Annotated in this window: 22 protein-coding genes; 8 read left to right on the forward strand and 14 right to left on the reverse strand. The window is 40.7% G+C overall.

What is annotated here, in order from left to right:
* Nucleotides 1-100: 100 nt before the first annotated feature.
* Nucleotides 101-886 (reverse strand): thiazole synthase, encoded by a 786-nt coding sequence (locus H3T84_RS07090; RefSeq protein ID WP_232346141.1) that lies wholly within the window; start codon nucleotides 884-886, stop codon nucleotides 101-103.
* A 718-nt stretch (nucleotides 887-1,604) separates the two neighbouring features.
* Here H3T84_RS07090 and H3T84_RS07095 point away from each other — a divergent pair.
* The 4 genes from H3T84_RS07095 to H3T84_RS07110 all read left to right on the forward strand — a co-directional run bounded on the left by H3T84_RS07095 (nucleotide 1,605) and on the right by H3T84_RS07110 (nucleotide 5,435).
* Nucleotides 1,605-1,745, forward strand: a complete 141-nt coding sequence (locus H3T84_RS07095) for a hypothetical protein (RefSeq protein WP_198218695.1) — start codon at nucleotides 1,605-1,607, stop codon at nucleotides 1,743-1,745.
* Nucleotides 1,746-1,927: 182 nt separating this feature from the next.
* Nucleotides 1,928-3,370 (forward strand): SH3 domain-containing protein, encoded by a 1,443-nt coding sequence (locus H3T84_RS07100; protein WP_198218696.1) that lies wholly within the window; start codon nucleotides 1,928-1,930, stop codon nucleotides 3,368-3,370.
* Between the two features lie 924 nt (nucleotides 3,371-4,294).
* Nucleotides 4,295-4,801 (forward strand): MarR family winged helix-turn-helix transcriptional regulator, encoded by a 507-nt coding sequence (locus H3T84_RS07105; protein WP_198218697.1) that lies wholly within the window; start codon nucleotides 4,295-4,297, stop codon nucleotides 4,799-4,801.
* Nucleotides 4,788-5,435: a peroxiredoxin-like family protein gene (locus H3T84_RS07110; RefSeq protein WP_198218698.1), complete on the forward strand. Its 648-nt coding sequence runs from the start codon at nucleotides 4,788-4,790 to the stop codon at nucleotides 5,433-5,435. Before H3T84_RS07105 ends, H3T84_RS07110 begins: the two co-directional genes overlap by 14 nt.
* Before the next feature lie 198 nt (nucleotides 5,436-5,633).
* Here the strand turns inward: H3T84_RS07110 and H3T84_RS07115 are convergent, their stop codons facing one another.
* The 3 genes from H3T84_RS07115 to H3T84_RS07125 all read right to left on the reverse strand — a co-directional run bounded on the left by H3T84_RS07115 (nucleotide 5,634) and on the right by H3T84_RS07125 (nucleotide 7,836).
* On the reverse strand, nucleotides 5,634-6,161 hold the full coding sequence (locus H3T84_RS07115) for a DUF1440 domain-containing protein (protein WP_198218699.1): 528 nt from the start codon (nucleotides 6,159-6,161) through the stop codon (nucleotides 5,634-5,636).
* Nucleotides 6,162-6,526: 365 nt separating this feature from the next.
* The gene (thiS, locus tag H3T84_RS07120; RefSeq protein ID WP_198218700.1) at nucleotides 6,527-6,721 is read right to left on the reverse strand and encodes a sulfur carrier protein ThiS; all 195 of its coding nucleotides are present in this window, start codon (nucleotides 6,719-6,721) and stop codon (nucleotides 6,527-6,529) included.
* On the reverse strand, nucleotides 6,721-7,836 hold the full coding sequence (locus tag H3T84_RS07125) for an FAD-dependent oxidoreductase (RefSeq protein ID WP_198218701.1): 1,116 nt from the start codon (nucleotides 7,834-7,836) through the stop codon (nucleotides 6,721-6,723). Before H3T84_RS07125 ends, thiS begins: the two co-directional genes overlap by 1 nt.
* A gap of 169 nt (nucleotides 7,837-8,005) precedes the next feature.
* On the opposite strand from H3T84_RS07125, the gene H3T84_RS07130 reads away from it, so the two are divergent.
* Nucleotides 8,006-8,278 (forward strand): DUF3079 domain-containing protein, encoded by a 273-nt coding sequence (locus tag H3T84_RS07130; RefSeq protein ID WP_198218702.1) that lies wholly within the window; start codon nucleotides 8,006-8,008, stop codon nucleotides 8,276-8,278.
* 815 nt (nucleotides 8,279-9,093) lie between these two features.
* On the opposite strand, the gene pta is transcribed toward H3T84_RS07130, so the two are convergent.
* A complete protein-coding gene (gene pta / locus H3T84_RS07135; protein ID WP_370524066.1) occupies nucleotides 9,094-10,806 on the reverse strand; it encodes a phosphate acetyltransferase in 1,713 nt (570 codons plus the stop codon).
* Nucleotides 10,807-11,430: 624 nt separating this feature from the next.
* Nucleotides 11,431-11,688 carry a hypothetical protein gene (locus H3T84_RS07140; protein WP_198218703.1) on the reverse strand — a complete coding sequence of 86 codons (258 nt, stop codon included), beginning with the start codon at nucleotides 11,686-11,688 and terminating at the stop codon, nucleotides 11,431-11,433.
* Between H3T84_RS07140 and H3T84_RS07145 the strand changes: the two genes are divergently transcribed.
* Nucleotides 11,687-12,343, forward strand: a complete 657-nt coding sequence (locus H3T84_RS07145; RefSeq protein ID WP_100116614.1) for a PQQ-binding-like beta-propeller repeat protein — start codon at nucleotides 11,687-11,689, stop codon at nucleotides 12,341-12,343. The genes H3T84_RS07140 and H3T84_RS07145 overlap by 2 nt on opposite strands.
* A 782-nt stretch (nucleotides 12,344-13,125) precedes the next feature.
* Here H3T84_RS07145 and H3T84_RS07150 read toward each other — a convergent pair.
* From H3T84_RS07150 to H3T84_RS07160, 3 genes are all read right to left on the reverse strand, one after another.
* On the reverse strand, nucleotides 13,126-13,434 hold the full coding sequence (locus H3T84_RS07150; RefSeq protein WP_198218704.1) for a hypothetical protein: 309 nt from the start codon (nucleotides 13,432-13,434) through the stop codon (nucleotides 13,126-13,128).
* 54 nt (nucleotides 13,435-13,488) lie between these two features.
* Nucleotides 13,489-14,130, reverse strand: a complete 642-nt coding sequence (locus H3T84_RS07155; protein WP_198218705.1) for a hypothetical protein — start codon at nucleotides 14,128-14,130, stop codon at nucleotides 13,489-13,491.
* Between the two features lie 310 nt (nucleotides 14,131-14,440).
* Nucleotides 14,441-15,856, reverse strand: coding sequence for a hypothetical protein (locus H3T84_RS07160; RefSeq protein ID WP_198218706.1), 1,416 nt, complete (start codon nucleotides 15,854-15,856; stop codon nucleotides 14,441-14,443).
* A gap of 257 nt (nucleotides 15,857-16,113) precedes the next feature.
* Between H3T84_RS07160 and H3T84_RS07165 the strand changes: the two genes are divergently transcribed.
* Nucleotides 16,114-17,118, forward strand: coding sequence for an MBL fold metallo-hydrolase (locus H3T84_RS07165; protein ID WP_198218707.1), 1,005 nt, complete (start codon nucleotides 16,114-16,116; stop codon nucleotides 17,116-17,118).
* Nucleotides 17,119-17,394: 276 nt separating this feature from the next.
* Here the strand turns inward: H3T84_RS07165 and H3T84_RS07170 are convergent, their stop codons facing one another.
* From H3T84_RS07170 to earP, 5 genes are all read right to left on the reverse strand, one after another.
* Complete coding sequence (locus tag H3T84_RS07170) at nucleotides 17,395-18,048, reverse strand: TetR/AcrR family transcriptional regulator (protein WP_100126139.1); 654 nt, start codon at nucleotides 18,046-18,048, stop codon at nucleotides 17,395-17,397.
* A 51-nt stretch (nucleotides 18,049-18,099) separates the two neighbouring features.
* Nucleotides 18,100-19,149, reverse strand: coding sequence for a UDP-N-acetylmuramate dehydrogenase (gene murB / locus H3T84_RS07175; protein WP_198218708.1), 1,050 nt, complete (start codon nucleotides 19,147-19,149; stop codon nucleotides 18,100-18,102).
* Nucleotides 19,146-20,531, reverse strand: a complete 1,386-nt coding sequence (locus H3T84_RS07180; protein WP_025331609.1) for an MATE family efflux transporter — start codon at nucleotides 20,529-20,531, stop codon at nucleotides 19,146-19,148. The genes murB and H3T84_RS07180 overlap by 4 nt, the downstream gene beginning before the upstream one ends.
* A 139-nt stretch (nucleotides 20,532-20,670) precedes the next feature.
* The gene (gene efp / locus H3T84_RS07185) at nucleotides 20,671-21,231 is read right to left on the reverse strand and encodes an elongation factor P (protein WP_025331610.1); all 561 of its coding nucleotides are present in this window, start codon (nucleotides 21,229-21,231) and stop codon (nucleotides 20,671-20,673) included.
* A 43-nt stretch (nucleotides 21,232-21,274) separates the two neighbouring features.
* Nucleotides 21,275-22,471, reverse strand: coding sequence for an elongation factor P maturation arginine rhamnosyltransferase EarP (gene earP / locus H3T84_RS07190; protein ID WP_232346143.1), 1,197 nt, complete (start codon nucleotides 22,469-22,471; stop codon nucleotides 21,275-21,277).
* 420 nt (nucleotides 22,472-22,891) lie between these two features.
* Here earP and gyrA point away from each other — a divergent pair, with 420 nt between their 5' ends.
* Nucleotides 22,892-25,495 (forward strand): DNA gyrase subunit A, encoded by a 2,604-nt coding sequence (gyrA, locus tag H3T84_RS07195; RefSeq protein WP_198218709.1) that lies wholly within the window; start codon nucleotides 22,892-22,894, stop codon nucleotides 25,493-25,495.
* Nucleotides 25,496-25,590: the final 95 nt, after the last annotated feature.

Below are 25,590 nucleotides of genomic sequence, written 5' to 3' on the forward strand. Positions count from 1 at the left end.
AAATGTTATTGGGAGAATTCTCCTTATCCGGCAACTGTTAAGCAATAACCGCTAAGCCATTTCACACAAACTCAGTATTCAGTGACAAATGAAAACATAGTTAAGCATAGTGCCAGAACGGCTGTCCGACCTGAGGTGTAGAGGCTTGTGCATTGTCTCGCGGTACTACCGGCTCCGCTTCATAAGCCATTCTTCCTGCATTAATAGCCAGTGCAAACGCTTCTGCCATCATCACCGGCAAGCCACTACGTGAAACTGCGGTATTCAGCAATACCCCGTCAAAACCCCACTCCATTACTTTTGCCGCATGCGAAGGTAAGCCCAAGCCTGCATCGACAAGCAGAGGAGTATCCGGTAAGCGTTCACGCAGGACATGCAAAGCATATTCATGTACCGGTCCCAGACCGGTACCAATCGGTGCAGCCCATGGCATCAGTGCCTGACAACCGGCATCCAGCAAGCGACGGCAGGCAATCAAATCTTCAGTACAATATGGCAGTACTTTGAAACCCTCTTTAATCAGGATTTCGGCTGCACGCACCAGCTGAAATACATCCGGCTGCAAGGTATCATCATCACCAATCAGTTCAAGCTTGATCCAGTCTGTTTCAAATACCTCACGGGCCATCTGCGCAGTTGTTACCGCCTCTTCTACACTCAGACAACCGGCAGTATTAGGAAGAATCGGTACAGCCAGTTCCTGCAACAATCCCCATAAACCCTGCCCATGCTCTGCCGAAGTTGCGCTCTGACGGCGTAAAGCAACCGTAATCATAGCCGGCTGCGCTTTCCTTACTGCCGTACGCAGTACTTCGAGTGTGGGATAAGCAGCAGTGCCTAACAACAAACGACTATTAAACTCTTCATCATAAAGTTGTAAAGCCATATTCATTTCCCCCGTTAACATAAAAAATAAAAATCTTCTAACTACAAGCTATAAAGGCAAACTGCACAAAGTATTTATACTTTATAACAAAAACAATAACTTTTCACTTATTTTCACCTAAAACGACATTTGTTATTATTACCCAGTGCATATACATCTAATTATCATAATTAACATTTTTATTTTAAATATCAAAGCACCGCACACATAGCTTTTATCATGATAGGAAACAAAAACCCTGTGTAATAAATGTCATGGTAAATATCAGTCCTAATAAATGAAAACATTTGCAGCTATTTTTTCCTCCGACATAGTTACAACAATTGAGTTTATCCTAGCGATGAAATAAAAAATTTCAAAAATATCTAAAAAATAAATAAATTCTTATGACGACAAAGATGTTATTTAAAGTCTGACATTTAATTTACCAGGCGCGATAAGCCAGTTGGTACTCGAATGGTTATTGTCCGCTTGCCAGACGGTAAAATGGAAAAGTTTGAGGCTAAAACAATACCCGAATGTAACAGCTGGTAATCACAATCAGCCGATAGTTTCTTTCAATTAGACTTTGAACTAAAGCGGGCACTTATACAACCTTAGAAGCAACTGATGCTAGTATGTTACGCATTCCTAACAGTGTTCTTTTTGATTACGCCGGCTTAGACAAGGTCAATCCACAACTATTTAAATTAATCTCAAAAGATGGGATGGTTATTACATGAATAAATCGTTCGGTATTCGCCAGATTAAAGATCATTACGACAATACCTTAAGCTATACCCATAGAGCACTGTTTATCAAAGCACCAGACGAGTGGATTAACTCATTATTTGAATACGATCATCGCCTGTATGATTAAATATGCGTACATACTGAGCTTTTAGATGAGGGCTATTGTTTATATCGGGAGTGATGTCGCAGGAGAATGCATAAGCTTAATTTTAAAACAAAATAACAAAAAAAACATATATGACATATTATGGTAAAATTTACTCATTTTCTAACTTTAGGATTGATCTTTATAAGATACATACTATAGCTATGAAGAAAATTATCTCTTTTATCTCGTTTTTTTTATATATTTCCCTTACCTTTGCAGAGGTTTCCCTAAGACCTGGGATATACCGTCATATCCCAGAAGACTGGCAAAATGATGTAGATACAAGTCATCTAACTGGTAACATCACTGCCGGCGAAAAGACAGAAGTAGAGATACAGCATGCTATACCTGCATCATCCCAGATAAAATATGCTATTGTTTCACGTGCTAAGGTATCAGATAACCGAGATATTTCAGAAAATAAAATGATGTTTCTTGAACAGGAGAACCCAGCAGCTACTGAAAAAGACGCAAACGCTTTTTGTAAAAGGTATACATGGGCAAGTAGATGGAGTAAATCTAATCTTTATTGCTACGCTTACAAAGCAGATGAAAACATAATGTCACATGAACCCTTATTTAAGTGGGATCAGGAATCATTTGCTATCCGCTGGGTTAGTAAAAAACAGCATATAGATTCACAATACACACCCGCCAAGCACAAACCTGCTAAGAAAGATTTCCCATGTTTGTCGGATGGATGCGCCCCTGACATCACCATAAAAAATTACAGGCAAGTTTATTATAATGATGTGTTTAAACTAGAAACACCACAACCTTATCAGGACATTTTATACCTTAATGAAGATATGCCTCTGTATCAAGAACCAAATCAAAAATCCCCTATCATTAAACAACTTTACAAAGGAAATTCTGTCGCTTTTATATTAAAAACTCCTGACTGGTATCAAGTGGATGATATCTCTGCTGATGGTGTCATTACACGCGGTTGGATTAATCGTGATGATCTAATAAAAGTCCAGTGGTACCCTCAAAAAGCTAAGACACCACTATTTCGCTTTCTGGTCGCGGTAGATGAAACTACTAACTCTCCTGTCGCCATTGCCGTGATAGACCGTAAAACAAATAATCGCGTCCAAGTATTACGTAATATTTACCCGTGTAGACCAATTGAGAATTACGTCCATGTAGTACAAGATAGTGATATTTTCACGTGTGCAAAAATTAGTGATGAAATCGATCCAGATGCATTTAAGTCTGATGAGCTAATAAGGCTCGTAGATGCCAATTTCGATAAATACCCCGACTTATTGATATATGGCTCATCAGGTGGAGCAGGCCCTAATAATACAGATAATTATTTTTTATATCATCCTAAAACGCGGCACTTTGTATTTAATAAAGAACTCTCATCCATGACACAATTAGAGTTTGATTCTAAAAACCATACAGTGATTACCTCAATGCGCGGTAGCTGTTGTGATCATTATTCTGAAACGTATCGATTTATAAATAATCAACTTAAATTGATTAAAACTTGGGAGAGATATAGTACATCCGATAAAACCTCTGAAACAACAGGAACGCTAAAAAACGGAAAAATGCATTACAGAACAAGAATATACAAAGATAAATCGCATTAAAATTCAGCATATTGAGCGGTATTTATTGCTTGTATTGACGTGGTAAGACAGCCCTATTTCTGTTCAGTAAACGTATATTTAAGGATATATGAAAGATTATCCAGACTATATTAAAGAAACCTTTAATAACACGGCAGAACTATCTGATACCGAACAGTCAAAAGACAAACCGCAAACATCTGAACCGTGGTAAAAACCGATAAAAATACAATGGAGCATTAACAATGATTGGTATGTTACGTTGAGAGATTACTGTGTAGCTTTTGTTAAATAACGAAAATTATAATAAGCCAACAAAGAATGTCCTTTTAGCACTTGTTGCTGTATTGCAGGACGCAGTTTTAGTGATAATTCTGATGATGAAAATATTTTAATAATAAGAGACGAGCGGTTTCATAAATGATTAGAAAATGGCGATGATACTATTATTTTTATAAAAGTTTTATAGAATCCGATTATTGGATAGAACTACACAAAGTAAAGAAAGAGCTCTCACAGGCAGCAGAGCTTGAGTTTTATACTGACATTCTTAAATCTGTAGAATTTGATTATTTGGCTGAGTTAATTAATACCTGAATTTTAGGATTAAATATTATTCGTTAACAAGGATTACTTTTTTAAGATTCCCTGCTGCATTATTAGCACTTTTACTTCTTTGCGAAGCCAATTAATTCAGCCTTTTCATTGCTATCCAAGCTAGATACCTCTTGTTTGCTCAGTCTTTCACTTATAATCAACAAAGCTTTACCGAAGTGACAAAAACTAAAAACCTCATTGTTACAAACATCCGGAAAACAGCAGACACAGCCATTCATATCGATTCACCATAACAATACAATTCTGAAATTATTGACAAGAATTTTCCTAGTCTATACTATAATTAATAAATAGTAAGGTCACTAACTAATTTATAGAAATAACCGTATGCAACTTGAAAACCGTTATTTATCCTTTTGTAATGTTCTGGAAAAAGAAAAAATTGCAGATCTGGATAAAATTAAGACATGCTTTACTCTATTATCCGTTGCAAACACTATTGATATTGAATGCGCCAAACGTTTGCAGCAATTTCATTTATCTGAAAGCAGGCTGATTATTTTAGTATTGTTAAAAGAATACCCTGAGCTGTCATTACAAGAAATTGCTAAATTATTAGGCATAACCAAAGCATCAACAACAACACTAATCAGCTCATTAGTTAATGAAAAACTGATTTCAAAAAGAACAGCCAGTCAAGATAAAAGAATTTCCCTCGTCTCATTAACTGATACCGGCACTAAACTGGTTGAAGAAATTCTGCATCAGCACAGCCAGTGGATAGAAAAAATAACCCAAAATTTATCTGCTGAAGAATTAACGATATTTAAAAAAATTCTGCAACAAATTCATCAAAACGTTTCACAACAGGAAAGTCATAATGAAAATAATTGAAGAGCTAAAATCAATACAGCAAGATATGTTTACCCAGTTACCTGCAGAAGTATTGAATGTAATGGGAAATTCATTATCAGAAATGCTTACGCAGAATTTAGATTGCCATGCCATAAAAAGCGGAGATACCGCACCAGATTTTTCTCTGGTAGCGACAAATAATCAAAAAATCGAACTCTATAAATTGCTGGAGACAAAACCAGTCATTCTCAGTTTTTTCCGGGGCAGCTGGTGCCCGTTTTGTGTTAAAGAATTAGAACACTTTAACAAAAATCTGAAATTAATCCTCGATACTCAAGACGTTCACTTTATCGCTATTTCTCCGCAAAAACCTGATATCAGCGCTCAATTAATACAGGAACACAATATTAATCTGACTATTTTATCTGATACGGGTAATCAGATAGCCAAACAGTACGGTCTGGTATTTACCTTACCTGAGAATGTCAGAAATTTATACAAAAACTTAGGTGCAAATCTGCCGGATTTTAATGGCGATGACAGTTATCAGCTGCCCATACCGTCCACTTATATTATCGGCCAGAATAAAAAAGTCATCTTTTCCTATATCAATGTCAATTACATGGAAAGAGCTGACACTTCGGAACTAATCAAAGTACTGAAAAAAGACTAAGCCTGCCATCATCATGATTTCATCCATCACAAAGCGCCAAAGCCAGCAGGCTGAAGTGCTTAACATAATGCCCGTGCATGTCTGTATCATCAGGAATAGCGGCTAAATAATATTTTCCCGATTGTTACAGATATACACAGGCATCGTATCCGGTCTTAAGCATATAAGCCGGTACATCATGCATAAATCAGATGAGTTTTACTGAAACTCCGGATCCGGTTTTTCGGTCAGGCGGTTACGCAGATCGCGGCGGAAGATTTCAATTGTCCACATCCACAATAGCGTACCAACAAGTTCGGAAAACAATTCATCAAACGGCAGATTCCATGGTGCCGGAGATAAATTCAGCACCGGCAGCATAATACCGTGAAACAGAATAGTTACACCAATACCAAAAGCCAGACCCTGCCATAATTTAACTTTAGGAAAAATTTCAGCAGCCATACAGTAAATAATAGCCCATACAATTGAAAACAGAATATGTATAGTACTACCACCCCAGTTCACCACCTGATCTGAATAGGTGTAAACCATGCTGTGAATATCAATACCCATATCCTGAATCATCTGAATAGGCGGTGCTATACGATCCGGGGTTCGTGGCGGCATTATTCCTTCCGTACCTGATTTCACAAAAGCAGAAACCAGACCGCCCATAATACCGGCAAAAAAGGCTACACCATAATTGCGACTGGATGTTTGTGTGCGAGTAAACAGATTAGACATAATTATTTCCTCTTAATGTAATAATGATTACTGTTTTTTCTATTAATTAACCCAAAATAGGGGTCGAAAGTGTAAATTCACATTTATTGAAAAATCAAGTAAATTTACCCTCCGAATATCTCTCCAGTAGAGCATAAATAACTGTTTAAAAATCTGAATGGCTGTTTAATCAGCAATATACTGATTTTGTATACCGGAAAATCCAAATACCTCTCATCGAATTTTCACTGCTCAAACCACCAATTCATTTACAGATAAACAAAGTAAATTATTCTTCCCGGCAGATATAAACCGGCTGTTGTCAGATAAGCAAAAACCCTGTATCAAACAGGGTTTTCAAAATAAAACTTAACTACCAGCGGGTACTACCCGCCCACTACCGGTCTGACAATATCTACTTTATCCTGCGGCTGCAACTGATAAACAGAATATTGTTTTTTAGATACAAAACAAGTATTTACCGAAACAGCAAATGGTGATTCCGGCATCAGCTGCTCCAATAGATCAGCCACAGTATCACCATTAAAATCAATTACATCATCATTAACACTAATATCCATTAATCTGTTTCTCCATTGTCATTTTCCGGTAAAACATCAATATGATAACGTGCCGGCGCATCCGGAATGGATTGCTGCTGCATTAAGGCCTGTAATACCCGTACTGTCGCAATACTTACTGCCGGCGAAATCATAAAACCGTGCCGGAACAGACCATTTACAGCCACTACATGATTTTGCTTATCATAACGTATTTCCGGGCTTTCGTGATTAAGTGTCGGGCGCAGTTCGGCCATACTTTCCAGAATCCTTGCTTCACCGAATGCCGAATGAACAGTATGCAAAGCAGACATCAACTCCAGACCGCTGCGCACACTCAGATTACTGTCATCTTCACTTTCAATCTGTGTAGCACCAATAACAAACAACTTATTCTGTTTGGGTGCAATATAAATAGGATAGCGCGGATGCAATATCCGTACCGGACGATTAAGCTCAATATCAGGCGCATAAACCCGGAGCACTTCTCCCCGTACCCCGCGCAGACGGCTCTGACCGTGGCTATTCCAGTTACTTTTGCCGCCATAGCCGCGGCAATCCAGCGTCCAGTGAGCCAGACCGGCACATTCAGCCAGATCACTGCTCTGCTCCCAGTGACAGCTAACCTGCTTTTGCTCGAGCACATCGGCCAGAGCCAGTAATGTCTGGCGATTATCCAGCTGCCCCTCGGTCGGTAAAAACAATCCCTGCTTAAAACGTCCGGCTAGCTGTGGTTCATGCTCACTGATTGCCTGTTTATCCCATATCTGCCAGACACTGTTATCCTGATGGGCACGCTGCAAGTGATTAGTAAATTGTTTTGCTAACGCACGATCCTGCGGATGCCATACAATCAATGAACCATTTTGCTGCATAAATACCGGTGTTGGAAACGAATCCACCCACTGGCGCCAGACAGGCAGACTGGTATAACCCAGTTGTACCACAAGCGGCGTTGCTTCTACTGCTTCAGCTGTAGGTGCCAGCATAGCTGCCGCTGCAAAAGCAGCAGCGCCTTCACCATTACGTTTACCGGCATTAAATAATATTACTTTACAACCCTGCTCTGCCAATAACCAGGCAGTCAGACGTCCCAATAAACCGCCTCCCAGCACTGCAACATCATATTGTTTCATCGTGCACCCATTTTTGTTGACTAGAATCTGTATTCAATTTCAGTCTGCATCCGATACCATCAGCACCTCATCCAGACAAAATATTACACGGTTTTCATTTAACCGTTCCTTGAATAAAACTATCTCAGCAGGTATAACTTCATATTAATCGTCACAAGTATGCATCATCATGGCCAAGGTTTTTCCGTTACACCCGAAACATCCCGAACGAATCTGCTGGGGTTGTGATAAATATTGTCGTGCTGATGATTTGCAATGTGGTAATGGTTGCATCCGTATTCCGCATCCCTGCGAAGATTTCGGCGAGCAATGGTATCTGGACGGAGACTGGTCTGGCTTGCTTTCAGAAGCACAGCGCGCACAGATTGCCACCGCCGGTAAACCCTCTTTACCGGAAGAGAAACCACATAAACCGCATATCAAACTGGCGTTAAAAAAGTAAGCTGTCCCTAATGTAACAGCAAATACACTTACCTGTCAGAACCCATGTCGCAAAAAAACAATTTCTTTAATCCAGCTCATAATTTTGAAACACACAAACATGTGACGCACATCATGCTAAGTCAATTCAACATGAACCGGACTGATCATTAAACTAGATTTATGATTAAAAATCATATGAATATATTTTTAAACCAGATACAAGATTGAAAACAGACCTGAAATTTACCATCGTTATCCATATTACAGAAAATAGTGGCTGTGCAATACATAATAAAAAATGATTTCGAATGACGATATTACAGTATAAAAACTGTATTCTGGTAAAATTCCAAACCTGTATATAATTTATTTAAAATAGTAGATTCTTTCAGATAAACCAATACCTGAAACAATATTGCAAATAATGAACAGCAGCGGACAACAACCAAGTCGGCATGTGCGCGCAGAAATGGTTCTCATTTCAAAATAACAGCAAATAAAAATAAAACGCCTGCAAATATCTGCAGGCGAGTATTTAATACCGTAATATTTCCTCTATCTTCAAATTATGCCTCTGTATTCTTGGCTTTTTTCAGATCATCGTCTGTGTAATAAACTGTAATTTATGAATTCAATTTTGGCAATAGTTTGTAAATATATAGCACCAAAAGACAACAATCTATCTCTTTATAACTAAAATTATTGATAAAATTTCTCAAAAGAATAGATTTATTAAAATTTATTACCAGAATTTAAAAAACAGGCAGATGATATTACTATCATCTGCCTGCTATATAACAAAATTACAATGCCTGCGGGCTTGTAATATCCCGCTTAGTTCATCTGTACTGCCTGAATTGCCGTCAGTGCAATGGTATACACAATATCTTCAATCAGGGCACCACGTGACAAATCATTTACCGGTTTATTCAGACCCTGCAACATCGGACCAACACTCAGCACATGTGCACTGCGCTGTACTGCTTTGTAAGTAGTGTTACCCGTATTCAGATCAGGGAATACAAATACAGTTGCCTGACCGGCTACTTTGCTGTCCGGTGCTTTCTGTTTGCCCACACTTGGTACGCTGGCAGCATCATATTGTAAAGGACCGTCAATATGTAAATCAGGACGTTTTTGCTGTGCCAGTTTGGTGGCTGCGGTAACAGTTTCAACATCAGGGCCACTGCCGGATGAACCGGTAGAATATGAAATCATCGCTACTTTGGGTTCAATACCGAATGCTTTAGCAGAATCAGCAGACTGGATAGCAATATCAGCCAACTGTTCGGCTGTAGGATTCGGATTAACAGCACAGTCACCATATACCAGAACCTGATCCGGCATCAGCATAAAGAATACACTGGATACCAGACTGGCCCCCGGCGCAGTTTTAATCAGCTGCAAAGCCGGACGAATAGTATTGGCCGTTGTATGTACGGCACCGGATACCAGACCGTCTACATCACCGGTAGCCAGCATCATTGTGCCCAGAACTACCGTATCCTGTAACTGTTCAGCAGCCTGTTCCGGAGTCAGACCCTTGCTCTTTCTTAGTTCGACCATCGGAGCAATATAACGTTCACGGATACTGTCAGGATCAATAATTTCCAGAGATGCAGGCAAAGTAATGCCTTTAGCCTGAGCTACTGCTTCCACTTCTGCTTTTTTGGCCAGCAGTACACAACGGGCGATACCTTTATTCTCACAAATTGCAGCCGCAGCAATAGTACGCGGTTCATTGCCTTCAGGCAGAACAATGCGTTTATTCGCCGCACGGGCACGTGCCATCATCTGATAGCGAAACGCTGCCGGTGCCAGATGTGTTGCTACAGGTTTCGCCAGTTCGCTACCCAGCACGTCTGCATTTAACTGTGCCGCTACCGCTTTAGCAGCTTCCTGTGCCTGTGCAACCTGTACATCTGCCGGTACAGTAACCAGACCGATACATTTCAGCTGCTTACCATGTTTAGCGAGTTCAGCCTGAACATCCGCCGCAAAACCGGCAGACGGTACATTCTGTGCATCCGCAGTTAAAATAAATCCACTGATTTCAGTATGTCCGTGTGCATAATCATGTAAAGTCAGTTGTAATTGTGCAGCCACCGCCGCTGCTGTCTGACCAGCCACTGCTGCTACCAGAATTACCCGAGCATTCAGTGCAGCCGCAATTTTCACATTCTGTGCTGGCAGATATGTACGGCCTGCTTCAGGTATTGCACCTTCAATAACAACCACATCGTGTTTAATTTCGTCCATCTCGTGGAAAGCAGCAACAAATTCTTCTACTACATCATCTGCCTGTCCCTGATATACACGTTCATCCAGATTGCTTAGAGATTGCAGTACTGGTAATTTCTGATTCAAGACAGCCTGTACAAGTTTAGATGTATTATCCTTAGCTACATCTTCAGCAATTGGTTTAAAGTACAAAGGCACATGACCTGTTTGTACAAATACCTGCGCCACGCCCAAACCTACAGCAGTTATATTTGTCTGAGTTCCTGTCGGCACCAGCAAAAATTGTGACATAAACATCCCTTTCATTTAAATTACACTAGCAGCAAATACTGCACTTATTTTATCGCTAACGATTATAATTTACTTCGCTGCGCTATATTATAAGTTACATCAATTTTTGCATGAAAAAACATAAGCCGGTCGGATATTGCAACCACTAACCAAGTCATAAGTCATTATCTGCTCAATTATTTCCTGCCTGAATCAGGCAGCAGTATCAGCACAGCATTACTAATTTTTACTCAAAAATTATTATAAAAAACATTAGTTTGAACTAATAAAATCATCCAAATCTGTCAAATAACTGTATATGTTTATTTTTGCTATTGCTGAGTTTCGCCTTTGATATTTATTTTATATCGCTAATTTCGTATTTCTGTATTTTCTGTTTTTTATATACGCTTTTGACAGGCTTTATTCATGCATTATTCGGGCATTTAAATTTCAGAGAATGATGATGGCAAATTATGAATCATTTATTTCTGACTCTTGCCCAGAAAATAGCTATACCGGCTTTCGCTTTAAGTAAGCCATAGCATTGCAGAAACAAAAGCTAAGCAATTTTTGCTTAGTAAGCTTAAGCATGAATAATGGCCATTAGCAATTTCTCAGCTATTCTGAGTGTTATGGTGTTCACATTTTCTTTAGCTTTTAGCGGGTACTCATGATGAAAAAAATCTCTTTATATTCCATTGCTTTTGCTTGTTTTGCTTTATGTACTTTATATCTATACGGAAGGGGCGATATGGTCAGCTCAACAACCCGAGCAACTGCATCCAATACGTCAGCAAATAATACTACCAGAGCAGCTGCATCCAAAACATCAGCAGATAATACTGCCGGATTAACCACTGTAGCAACTTCTTTTAGTGCGCCCACCGGTATTGCTTTTGATAGCTCAAATGCCATGTATGTTACCAACTGGTCTGGCAATTCAATTACTAAAATAACTGCGGACGGTGAGCGTAAAACTATTTATTCCAATATTTCTTCTCCTGCCGGTATTGTAATTGATGCAGAGGATAATATTTACGTATCATCATACAGTGATGACTATATTCTCAAAATAACTGCTGACGGCAAAGCTGAAAAAATTTCTGATGGCTACCATACTCCGACAGGTATTGCTTTTTCCAATTCGGGAAATTTACTGATTACCAACCGCTCCACCGGAGAAATTGTGTCTCTTGATTTAAACAACCGTCGCAAGGAAATTATTGCACGCGGTCTATCCACTCCGGTTGGTGTAACACAGTTACCGGATAACAGTTTGGTTGTTTCCCAGTATAGTGGTCGCCTGACCTTAATCCGCCCGAATGGTCAGCAAACAGAACTGGGCAAAGACTTCAACCGGCCGGGAGTAGGTATTGTCACCGTTTCGCCAAATGTAGTTGCCGTGATTGATAATGGCGCTGATATGGTACGCACAGTTGATATTAAAACCGGGACTGTACGTAAATTAGTTACCTCTTTACCGGGAGCAGTAGCATTGGCCTTACATAATAATCGCTATTACATAGGTACATGGCAGGATGGCACTGTTTATGCTTTTAATCCTAAATAGGATTAAAACGAAGAATGAGTGTTGGCTACTTAAATGTTTATATAGCTTATATACGTAACAATTCTGTGAACAGGAAATTCCCAGATCAGATGTCTGATAATTAAAAGATACTTATGTAAAAAAACCTGAATGACCTTATAAGCCATTCAGGTTTTGTTTTAGAAACTGGTTTGAGCTGTTTATTGAAACTATTGCCTATCTAATAGATAACTAAATGGAAATTAGAAGACAAATACAATTTATATTCCGCCTAGTAATAGAATTTTTTAATTACTTAGAGGAAAAGGGTAACTTTATTCTTATAATGTAATGCTTGAGTTCATTTTTTTAAAAGTATCTGCAATTTTAGTGTTAATTCTACATAACAAAATTAAGCAAATAATAACAGGATAAATTAAGTATTTGATACTTTGATTTTTTCATTCTATAAAATCATATATTGTAATGGTAATTATAATTTTAATTGCTATTAATCTGATCAGGTTTTAATAATCATAGCTCAACAAAATCTAAATTATCTTTATCTATTCTATAATGAAATTTATTTACTGAATCAATATGGTCACTGTATTCATCTAATGATAATAGATAGATATCCCCATCAAGATCTATATAGTAATATTGACTACTTAAATATAAAGCGGCAATAGTATCATAAGAATAGCTAGCTAATAGAATTTGCTTTTTAACTTCTTGTTTATAAACTAGTGATAAATTTACTTCATATACAATTTTATTTAGTGAAAAATCAAAGTAATTGGCTGTTTCATATTTTTCACTATTTATAACAAGTTCAAAATCTCCATCCCGATAGATGGTCTTTTTTTATCAATTAAATCATATAGTTTAGTAAAATCAAATTTAGTGGTATTCAAAGGACAACGTTTTCTATCTAATTCACGTTTTTTATTAGTAAATTTCATACTGGTTTCATCATTTATTGCGCAATTATCAATTAGCTCAGACAAATTAACATCTTTTACAAATGGAGCACCAGTATATTTTTCATCAATAATAAAAGTTTGACCATAACAAAAACAAAATGATAAATTGACTAATAATAACCAACCTAAATAATGAGATATTTTCACCACCTCTCCTTAGTTATAAAATAAATTGAGTTAATCAAATAAATATTTTTGATTTTATCTTTGACGGATAACTGTTTCTTTGATTTTTTTAAAAGTACCAGAACTACCCATCTGATATTCAATTTTTGCTAAAACATGAATATCACCTGCTTTTAAGTTATCACCATTATCATCAATAAGCATTTGCTCCATTTTATTTACTGTTATTCGTCCATCGGCCTGTATTTTAAAATCACTCCACCATAATGCTTCACCTTCAGCATTTAGCCGTTCATCTAATGTTATAGCATCAATAAAATTTCCTTGTTTATCATAACTATTTAATTGAAAGAAAAATATTGCATCATCGCCATATGTTCCATAGACCATATAAATAATACCCTTATATAAAATATTTTTATAATTAAAATAAATCGCAGGATAATAAAAAGAATTTTTATAAGAAAGTCTAACTAATTTGGGTGTATAGGCGTATTCTTTAGCTGAGAACCTTATTGGTATTTTAGGATTTGGAGATATATATAAAACATAGTCGTCACCTTTCCAATAATAATATTCAGTTGTTTCATTTGATGAATAAGGTAAGTCTATTTTTTTATAATGCTTAAGTTCATTTTTTATAGTATCTGCAATTGCCTTATTAACATTTCCAAACACAATAAAACAGATAATAATCGGATAAATTAAGTATTTCATTCTTTGATTTCCTTAACTTTCTTCATGTTATAAAATTGAACGTGCAAATAATGATCATGGTTTTCTGTATGTTTGGGATATAGTTTAAAGGTACACTTTATTGCTTTTTTATAGCTCCAGCTCAACATATTTGTTCAGCCAAATTTATACAAAACATCAATCCACGGATTTTGTCTATTAACATCCAGTTCTTCAGGATGAATTTGATATCAAGACTTGTATTCCCCCTTATATAGTATCTTGTTTTTTAATATTTGAAATATCCATAGTAATTCCTGCTGTCTGACAATTAAAAATAGTTTTTAAACAACTATAGATTTGCCAGTGCTCTGCTCATTTCAGCAATGTCTCCACGCATATGAGACCAAAGATTAGTACGTGCCTCATCTAACTGCTCATCACGACTAAGCAATGTACCTTTTGTATATGCCGTATATTTTCTGGGAACATGTCCGTCAAACCAGTAATAGGTTTGTGATGAAGTACTTTTCCCACTGTAGCTGCGGTTTAATTCATACAATCCGCTTGTGTGCACCTCAGCATTCGTTACCGCTTCATTAATTGTCTTCACACTATATTGTTTGAAATAAAAATCTTCATAAACAGATTGCTCAATCATATTACCATTTTCATCAGCTACCTTTTTTGTACCCACTTTCAGATTTTCATATTTATCATCCGTCTCAATATTTTCCTTATACTGCTGAAAATGATTGCGGGTCATACTTACATCAATCACCAGATTAGCCGCGCTCGGGCTGGTTACAAAGCTGACATAGCTTTTTTGCAGCACTACACTTATCTGGTAAGTCAGAAATTCATTCCCGTAGATATATATCTGTACCTGTCCTTTACGTTCATATACACCAGCCTGTCTGGTAGAATCTTTATAGGTGTTACCATAAGGACTGTACACATCACTGGCTGCACGGAACAAAGCCGCTGCCTGCCGGTATTCACTCAGAAGTCTTGCTTTGCGCACAATACCCTGCGCTTCCTGATAGTGACTTTCCGCTTCAGCAGTACGCCATTTTTTTTCATAAATAGCAGCTAATTTGGCACTGTCCTTATAGTTGCCCAAAGGCTGATAAACATCATGAGCTTTGCGGAAATTATCCGCTGCCTGTTTATAATTTTTGTCTCTGACATTAGCCTGTGCTTCGGTGTAATATTCCTGAGCAGCAGTTTTATAATACATGTTCTGATTATCATCAGCGCGCTTTTTAATATCTTTGTAATTAAAATATTCATAGCCTTGCCGGTATAATTTAGCCTTGCGCAAATAATCAGCACTGTTTGCAGCCACAATTGCATTAGCCTGCTGATAAAACTGTATAGCCAGAGATTCTTTCAAACCATCCACTGTATACAGGCTTAAATATTTTTCAATATAAGTGCTGTAACTTTTATCTTCCAGCTCAGTTTTCATCGCCAGTAACAGCTGATAGCTTTTAATCCGTAAGTCATAATCAGAAACGGCAGCCTGCTGAATATTTTTCTGCGCCATTTCCACTAAACCGCTAACAGTAACCTGCAAATACAGAATATCCTTATCCTTCCATGGCTTATTCTGTTGTTCTAGCTTCTTAGCCTTAGTGTTGAAATTAGTAGCCAGAACTTTCACCCCGCCTACATAATCACCGGTTTTGAACTTGTCCTCCGGTTTAACCGGTAATGTACAGCTTGCCAGCAACAGACATAAAAAGACCAGTAAAATTTTTTTCATTTATCGATCCTCAGAGGCGCGAAAACAGGCGCATGATAAAATACAAAAGGCGCATATTAACACTAGTTAACAAAACAAACAAATGCCTTTACTTTTATCCTGATTTCATTCTGTGCATAACATCATCCCACCGTCGTAATTTCGGTATATCTACCTGAATGATTGATAATTAAGTTAAAATAGAACCTGCAAACAGCATTAAAACATTTAAACTGATAATATATTGCCGTAGCTGTATCAGCTAAAGACAACAGATAATGCTATTTAAGAAAAGAAACCCATATTACAATCCGGCTAAAAGTCACCATACACCTTACGGTTTCTGCAATCTGGAACCTACCGTCATCAAACCCCTGGAAGTCTATCGCTGGAACTGGGAAAGGCATATCCATCATCTGCCTAAACCACCGCAAAACGGATATGAGCATTTTGCACGCGACTGGTATCAGAAACCGGACTTTACACTGAGCGGCAACCGGTTGTGGTGGATCAGCCATGCCACACTGCTCATACGTTTACAGCAATGTACCATTATTACCGATCCGGTATTTTCACAGCGGGTATCACCAGTAACATTTGCCGGCCCCAAACGCCGTACTCAGCCTGCAGCCAGTATTTCCCAACTGCCTTCAGTGGATGTTATCGCACTGTCACACAACCATTACGATCATCTGGATAAGGCAAGTATCCGCCAGTTAGCCGAACGTTTTCCGTCCATCACTGCCGTTGTTCCCCTAGGTTTGAAAAATAAACTGGAACATATGGGCGTACGTAATGTCATTGAACTGGACTGGTGGGAACAGGTGACGATTAAAGATATCCGGTTTCATGCTGTACCGGCACATCACTGGAGCCAGCGCGGCATTTTCGACCGCAATCGTACTCTGTGGTGTGGCTGGATAATGCAGACAGCCGCGGGAAGTACTACCTATTTCAGCGGAGATACAGGTTTCAGCGAGATTATGTTCCGGCAGATTGCCGGGCGATTTGCCCCGATAGACATGGCTGCAATCCAGACAGGAGCTTATGCGCCCCGCTGGTTTATGCATAATCAGCACATAGATCCTTATCAGGCAGTAACAATTTTTCAAATACTACAATGCCGTCAGGCCGTTGGCATGCACTGGGGTGCATTTGAACTGGCAGATGAACCCATAGATGAACCACCACAGCTACTAGCTCAGGCCTGTGAACAACAGCAGCTGGACAACAGTCGTTTTGAAAGTATCAAAATGGGAGCTAGCCGTCCCATTCCTGATTAAATTAAACAATAATAAAAAATTTCATACCCGGCATATCGTTCCGAATGGAACTCACAGATTGCAAAATAAAAAATATTATCTTTAATTTTATTTAAATTTCAGTCTGCTACATCTGAAATACGGACTGACCAATTGATTGCCGTATTAATCAGTGCAAATTTATAAATATGCGTGCAGAAATAGTATAGTTTCTTAACTTGAGCAAATGAAATACTGATAAAAAATATCGCATTAAAAATTCTGTTTAAGCTAAACCACTTTTATTTATTTTTATTTTCACACCTGATTACGCAAATCATTCATCATGCGACTGAATTCTTCCCGGTAGGCAGGGGTAACATAAGGTCGTAACAGAGTCAGAGTCTGGTGGGTACCACGAAATTTAGAAGCTTCAGTCAGTTTGCGTTCATATAAGGCACTGTCATAATCACACCAGTATTTGGTTATCAGCCAGATATTCACTGCCATTTCCTTGCGGGCAACTTCGTCTGTTTGTATAAAACCAATATCAGTCAGTTGCTGCAAGAGATTTTGCAGTAGTGGTGATACACGAACCCGGGTGAAATTATTGTGTTCACCCAATAATTCGGCACTGCGTGAAAGCATTGCATTTAAATCACTGAATAAAAAACGGTATTGCCACATTACATCATAAACACCAAGCATATAGTTCTTAATCGCTTCTGTGTCCTGTGGCGGACTGACCTGCTGCAGATAACACAGCAATTTCTCACTGTAGCGCTTGAATAACTGCATAATAATTTCATCTTTATTACGAAAATGATAATAAAGATTGCCCGGACTGATGCCCAGAAAAGAAGCAATATGATTAGTACTGATGTTGCGTTCACCCTCTTCATTAAACAGTTTCAGACTGGCATCAATAATGCGGTTATACGTATTGGGGCGTGATTCTTTCACCATATTAATTTCTTTCTGATTATGCAGTTTATCACCAAGCAAAGCATACAGATTATTCTCTTAATCAGCCGCATGCGGCAAAACTTCCGGCAGCCAGACCGGTTCCGGTTCGAGCAATACCTGAAAATGCTGTGCTACACAGTTACGAACATATTTAGCCAGAGCAACTACATCGGCCGCGCTGGCCTGTTTTTTATTAACCAGTACCAAAGCCTGCTGTTCATGAACTGCCGCACCGCCAAGCTGATAACCTTTCAGGCCGCACTGGTCTATCATCCAGCCTGCTGCCAGCTTTACCTGCCCGTCAGGCTGTGGATAATGTGGCAAAGCCGGATATTGTTTTAATAGGCTTTCTGCCAGTTCAGCCGCCACAACAGGATTTTTAAAAAAACTGCCGGCACTGCCAAGCACTCGCGGATCAGGCAGCTTCTGCTGGCGGATACGACACACTGCCTGTGCAACGATACTGGCAGTTAGGGCTTGTCCCTGTGCCAGCTCTGTGGCCACCTGAGCTAAATCACCATAATGCAGTTGCGGTGTAAAACTGCGGGATAATACAAACCGTACCGCCACAATGACATAACGCCCTTGCCGTTCATGCTTAAATACACTGTCCCGGTAAGCAAAGCTGCATTCATTCCGACTAAGCCAGCACAGTTGCTGATTTTCAAGATCAAAACATTGTACAGCCTCAATACAGGATTGTACTTCAACACCATAAGCGCCGATATTCTGTACAGGTGCCGCCCCTACTGTACCCGGAATCAGACTCAGATTTTCCAGGCCACACCAGCCCTGTTCCAGCGTGTACTGAACAAATTCATGCCAGTTTTCACCGGCCGCAGCTTCTACGATAACCTGTTCACCATCATCAGCCACCAGCCTGATACCACGATTGGCCATACGCACCACCAGTGCCGGATAATCCGCACAAAACAGAATATTACTCCCACCACCCAGCCACAGCACACTTTGCCGTTCAAACTGAGGCAGTGCCAGAATATCCGGCAACTGTTCAGTATTCGTTAATGTGACCAGCCAGCGTGCCCGTACCGGCAGAGCAAAAGTATTTAGCGGCTGTAAATCTGCATGTTCAATCACACTTATCATGATTTGCCTTCTGCATCTGTCAGCATAAATTTTTCACTTTTCCGGTGCAGATACCACACCAGAGCCACAGCCGCACCTGTCAATGCCAGCACCAGAGCCAGCCAGAAACCATAAAGTGCCATACCGAAATACAAACCAAACAGACAGCCGAAACCCAGACCCAGACCCCAGAAACTGAATGCATGAATCACCATCGGAATCTTAGTCAGCTTATAGCCGCGCAAGGCATAGGAAGCAATTGTCTGTGTAGCATCAGACAACTGGAAAACTGCTGCAAAAATCAACAGCGTACCGCCCAATAAAATCACTTCCTGATCAGCTGTATATAAGCCTACCCAGAAATGCCGGAACAGCAGCAGCATGATCCCGGTAAAGCAGGCACCAAGCAGACCCATACATAACCCTACTCCGGAAACAAAGCGGGCACGCTGCCAGTTACGTGCTCCGACTGCCTGACCCACACATACAGCCAGCGCAATGCCCACACTTTGCGGCAACATATAAATTAAAGAAGTAATACTGATTACTACCTGTTGCGCTGCCACCTGAGTGACCCCGAAACGGGCAATCAGCAAACTAATAAAAGTAAACAGGCTCACTTCCAGAAAAAACGACATTCCGATCGGAATACCCAGACGCAACAAAGAAGCCTGTGTACGCCAGCGCGGCCACTCAAAGCGCGCGAACAAAGCAAAAGGTGCAAAATACCGCTGCCGTATAATATATATGCCTAATGCAATGGCATTCAGCCAGAAACAGATAGCTGAGGCCAGACCACAGCCGGCTCCTCCCATCTGCGGCATCCCGAATTTTCCGTAGACAAAAATATAATTAAGCGGAATATTCAGCAATAGTGCAATCAGACTCACCACCATAATAGGTTTGGGGCGGTTTAAAGAAGAGGCAAAAGCATAAAATGCCCGGTGAATCATCGCTGCCGGCATACCCAGTGCAATATAGAACACAAACTGACCAAATACTGCATCCACATATGCACCCATATTCAGCCAGTGCTGCATTGGTATAATCATTGCCCACAGCAACAGCATACCCAGAACACCGAGAAACAGTCCGAACCATATTCCCTGTCGTCCCTGCTCTCCGATTTCCGTTGTTTTACCGGCACCGTATAACTGTGCCAGTATTGGCTGTAATGCCGTCATCACTCCCAGAAAAGTAATATACAGCGTAATAAATACATTCGAACCCAGAGCCACGCCGGCCAGGTCGTTGGCACTGGCATGACCGGCCATTACAGTATCGACTACGCCTACACCTACCTGCGCTACCTGTGCAATAAGAATCGGCAACGCCAGCCGCAGCAATCTGCGACATTCAGCCAGCAACTCGCCCCGGCCGTGCTGATTCAGTTCAAACAACATGTTTCACCTACAAAATTAAACAATACAAACAACAAAATACCGTAGATCATCACATTTATCAGGCAGTTTACTGCTGCGATGCCAACAATAAAACAGGCTGCCTGAAATCATTCAGACAGCCTGCCAGCAAGAAAATCAATTAAGCGCGTTTACGGAATTCAAAAGTACGTGAATCAATTTCCACTTTATCGCCATTTTCAATATAAGCAGCTACCTGAATTTCGGCACCACCTACCAAACGTGCATTTTTCATTACTTTGCCAGAAGTGTCACCTTTTACTGCCGGTTCAGTATATTCCACTTCACGCACGATAATAGTAGGCAGTTCTACAGAAATAGCGCGGCCGTCATAGAACGTTACTTCGCATTTTTCTTCCATGCCGTCTACAATAAACTTGATGGCATCGCCGATGTTTTCTGCTTCCACTTCATACTGATTGAATTCATCATCCATGAAAACATACATCGGATCAGCAAAATAGCTGTAAGTGCACTGTTTGCGATCCAGCACTACCACATCAAATTTTTCATCGGCTTTATAAACCGTTTCTGTAGCAGCACCAGTCAGCAGGTTTTTCAATTTCATTTTTACCACGGCAGCATTACGACCGGATTTATTGTATTCGGACTTCTGCACCACCATCGGATCATTGCCCACCATAAATACATTACCCGGGCGCAATTCTTGTGCGGTTTTCATCTTTAATCTAACTTCCAAAAATGTTCAGCAAATAATAAGTATATTATTTTAGCGGAAGATGGCTGAATCTGGCTAGTTTTTCCAGCGCATTGTCCTGCCCATGCAGCATTTCTGACCACGCAGCGGCTGATTTTACCCAACTTTGCCAATGCGCGCACAAATACTGCCAAGCCTGTTCACGTTTTAACGAACTCATAGCCCCTGCTCCGTTCAGATCATCCGACAAAACAGTAAATGCCTGTCTGAGCTCTGCCGGCCAGCCTTGCATCACCTTAAACCAGAATGCATGCAGCTTTTGCAGATGGACATCATCATCCTGACGGTAAATATGCCAGAAAAACGGTAATCCTGCCCATAATGCCCGGACAAGGCTGTCTTCACCGCGCACAATAGCCGCATCTGCCAGCCACAGCAAACGGTCAAAGGCCGCCTGTGGCACAAACGGAATACGTACCAGCGTCACGTTCCCCAGCTCACAGATATCCCCTTCCTGCTGTAGCTCCTCCGGTGCAATTAATTTTGTCGCACGTAAACTTTCAATGACCTGTCCGCCGGCAAGCCACAACGTTACCGACGTATCCGCCTGCTGCCACATAGCCATCCATTGTGCCCACTGACCGGAAGTGTAAGCAAATACCAGCCATAACTGCCCTGTATGCTGTAACGGCAAACCATATTCCTGCCTGAATGCTTGCTGAAGCTTCGGCTGTTGTCTGAATTTTTCCCGCTCAGCCAGATAATCCGGTTCCCGTAACAAACCGCCACTGTCCGCATCAATACCCATAAACCAGAAATATTTTTCCAGACCATTAGGCTGCAACGATGACATAGCATGTAAACCTACCGCCCAGTCTTCGGCGGTCAGATACTCCCAGTTCAGCCACAATGGCCGGCACTGCCTCATTCTCTCCAGTACCTGAGGCGGGAGCTCGCAACCAAACGTTTCTATTACCAGTATCGGATCGGCAGCAGCAGACAGCTGTTGCTGCATTATGGCATCGCTCTGCCATGCTTCGATAGTAATCTGTGTCTGTTGTTCCGATGCCGGCACTAACTTATTAAGTGCATCAGTATCGTCAATCCACAAACGCACATGCATGTGCATATATTCAGCCAGCAGACAGCTTAGCCGCCAGCCTACGCCCGCATCACCATAATTATCAATTACCCGTACAAATACCCAAGCCTCTGCCATAGACTCATCCGACAGCATAGTTTCAGGTAAATTTAAAACATGCATTAAAATTTCCTTACACACAGCACAATTTACTCACACATTCTCACTATTTATCCTTTTGTCAACCATAAAACAAACTTGACAAACTGATTTTATCCACATGAATTAAGCAGCGCATACTGAACCCTATAAAAAGCAAAAATAGTCACACGTATGCAATTTATTTTTTTAACTAATTGTTTTTAAACTATTTTATTTTCGGGCTTATTTTTTAAGCAAGCACATGCAAGTCTTGATTTATAGGCAATTATGCCTGCTCATCTTTCATTTTCCACAGATTTATCCACAAATATTGTGGGCATATCTTTAACCCCTTTAACAACAAGGTTTTTTATGCCAGATCATCTGCGTCATGAAAAATAATCAGAAACTAATCACCATTATGGTAAAATAAACCATGCTCTCTAAAGTAGTAAAGCCATTATGTCTGATGCACTTTTTGCCAAAGAAACCATAGCAGTATCACTTGAAGATGAAATGCGCAGTTCCTATCTGGATTACGCCATGAGCGTGATTGTAGGACGTGCCCTTCCTGATGTACGCGATGGGCTAAAACCGGTTCATCGTCGTGTGCTATATGCAATGAACGAAGCGAATAACGACTGGAACCGGCCTTACAAAAAATCTGCGCGCATTGTCGGCGATGTTATTGGTAAATACCATCCGCACGGCGATATAGCAGTTTACGATACTATCGTACGTCTGGCGCAGGATTTTTCCATACGTTATCTGCTGGTCGACGGACAGGGTAATTTCGGTTCCGTTGATGGCGACAGTGCAGCTGCTATGCGGTATACCGAAATCCGCATGACAAGAATTGCGCATGAGCTAATGGCTGATATCGAACAGGAAACTGTTGACTTTGTCCCGAATTATGACGGCAAAGAACAAGAGCCAGCGGTATTGCCAACACGTATTCCGACATTACTGATTAATGGTTCTTCCGGTATTGCCGTCGGTATGGCTACCAACATTCCGCCGCACAATATTAACGAAGTGATAGGCGGTGCCAAAGCCCTGCTGGCTAATGAAAATCTCAGTATTGACGAGCTTATCGATCTGATTCCTGCCCCGGATTTTCCGACTGGCGGTATTATTTACGGACTTTCAGGCGTGCGTGAAGGTTATCGTACCGGTCGCGGTCGCGTCATTATTCGTGGTAAAACCCATATCGAACCTATCGGACATCATGATGAACGCGAAGCAATCATCATTGATGAAATTCCGTATCAGGTAAATAAAGCCAGACTAGTCGAAAAAATCGGCGAACTGGTACGCAATAAAATTCTCGAAGGTATTTCAGACCTGCGCGACGAGTCGGACAGATCCGGCATGCGTGTGGTTATCGAGCTCAAACGCAATGAAAATACCGAAGTTGTTCTTAATCAGCTGTATAAATTAACTCAGCTTCAGGACAGTTTCGGCATCAATATGGTGGCTCTGGTAGACGGTCAGCCGCGCCTGCTGAACCTGAAACAGATTCTGAATGAATTTCTGCGTCACCGTCGCGAAGTTGTTACCCGGCGTACCATGTTTAACCTGCGTAAAGCACGTGAACGCGGTCACCTGCTCGAAGGTCTGGCAGTAGCTCTGTCTAATGTCGATGAAATCATTGCCCTGATTAAATCATCTCCTACCCCTTCAGAAGCCAAAATCGCTTTAACCTCACGGGCATGGCGTCCTGATCTGGTTAAAAACATGCTCGTACGCAGCGATATTGATGCAAAATTAATCAAGCCACAGAATTTACCGGAAAATACCGGTCTGAGTGCTGACGGCTATTTCCTCTCCGACGCGCAGGCACAGGCCATTCTAGAAATGCGCCTGCAACGTCTTACCGGTTTGGAACAGGATAAAATTGTCGATGAATACAAAACTATTCTTGATAATATTATCGACTTACTTGATATTCTTGCCAAACCGGCTCGTATCAACCAGATTATTCATGATGAGCTGACTGCCATCCAGCAACAATTCGGGGATGAACGTCGCAGCGAAATCAACACTTTTGGTGGCGACATTGCCGATGAAGACCTGATACCGAAACGTGACATGGTGGTTACACTGACTCACGGCGGCTATATTAAAACCCAGCAGGCAGATGACTATCAGGCACAACGGCGAGGTGGTCGTGGTAAACAGGCAACTGCCACCAAAGATGAAGACTTTATTGAAACTCTGTTTATCGCCAATACACACGACTACCTGCTGTGTTTCACCAGTTTGGGTAAGTGCCACTGGATTAAAGTATACAAACTGCCTGAAGGCGGCCGCAACAGCCGTGGGCGGCCGGTTAACAACCTGATTCAGCTTGAAGAAGGTGAAAAAATTAACACCATTCTGCCAGTACGTGAATTCAGCGAAAATGAATACGTCTTTATGTGTACTGAACAGGGTATCGTTAAGAAAACCTCACTAATCGATTTTTCACGTCCACGCTCAGCCGGCATTATCGCCCTCGGACTGGATGAAGGTGACCATCTGATTGGTGCGGTTAAAACTGCCGGTAAACACGACATCATGCTGTTTTCCAATGGTGGTAAAGCAGTACGTTTCAGTGAAGACAATGTTCGTCCGATGGGGCGTAGTGCCCGCGGCGTACGCGGCATGAAACTGGCTGAAAATAATCAGGTAATCAGCCTGCTGGCCTATGATGCTGAAGAAGATAGCGACAAACTGGTACTGACCGCCACAGCCAACGGCTTTGGTAAACGCACTGCTGTTGATGACTACCGGCGTTCCGGCCGTGGTACTCAGGGCGTAATTGCCATCGATACCGGTGAACGTAATGGTGACCTGGTAGCCGCTACACTCGTAGCCGATAGCGACGACCTGATGCTGATTACCAGTGGCGGTGTACTGATTCGTACCAAAGTTGATCAGATCCGTTCCACTGGTCGTGCCGCTGCCGGTGTTAAACTGATTAATCTGGATGAAGGTGAAAAACTGGTCAGCCTGGAACGTATTGCTGAAGCAGAAGAAAACAGCGATAACGAAGTAGATATACTGGAAACACCAGAAGCTTAATTCCGACATTTAAAAGCATAAAGCCGACTTTCCCAGTCGGCTTTATTTTTACCGGTATAAACATAATAAGCTTTCAGACAGCATAAAATCCACTA

This window comes from Snodgrassella sp. M0110 (assembly GCF_016101465.1).
In the GTDB taxonomy this organism is placed as follows: domain Bacteria; phylum Pseudomonadota; class Gammaproteobacteria; order Burkholderiales; family Neisseriaceae; genus Snodgrassella; species Snodgrassella alvi.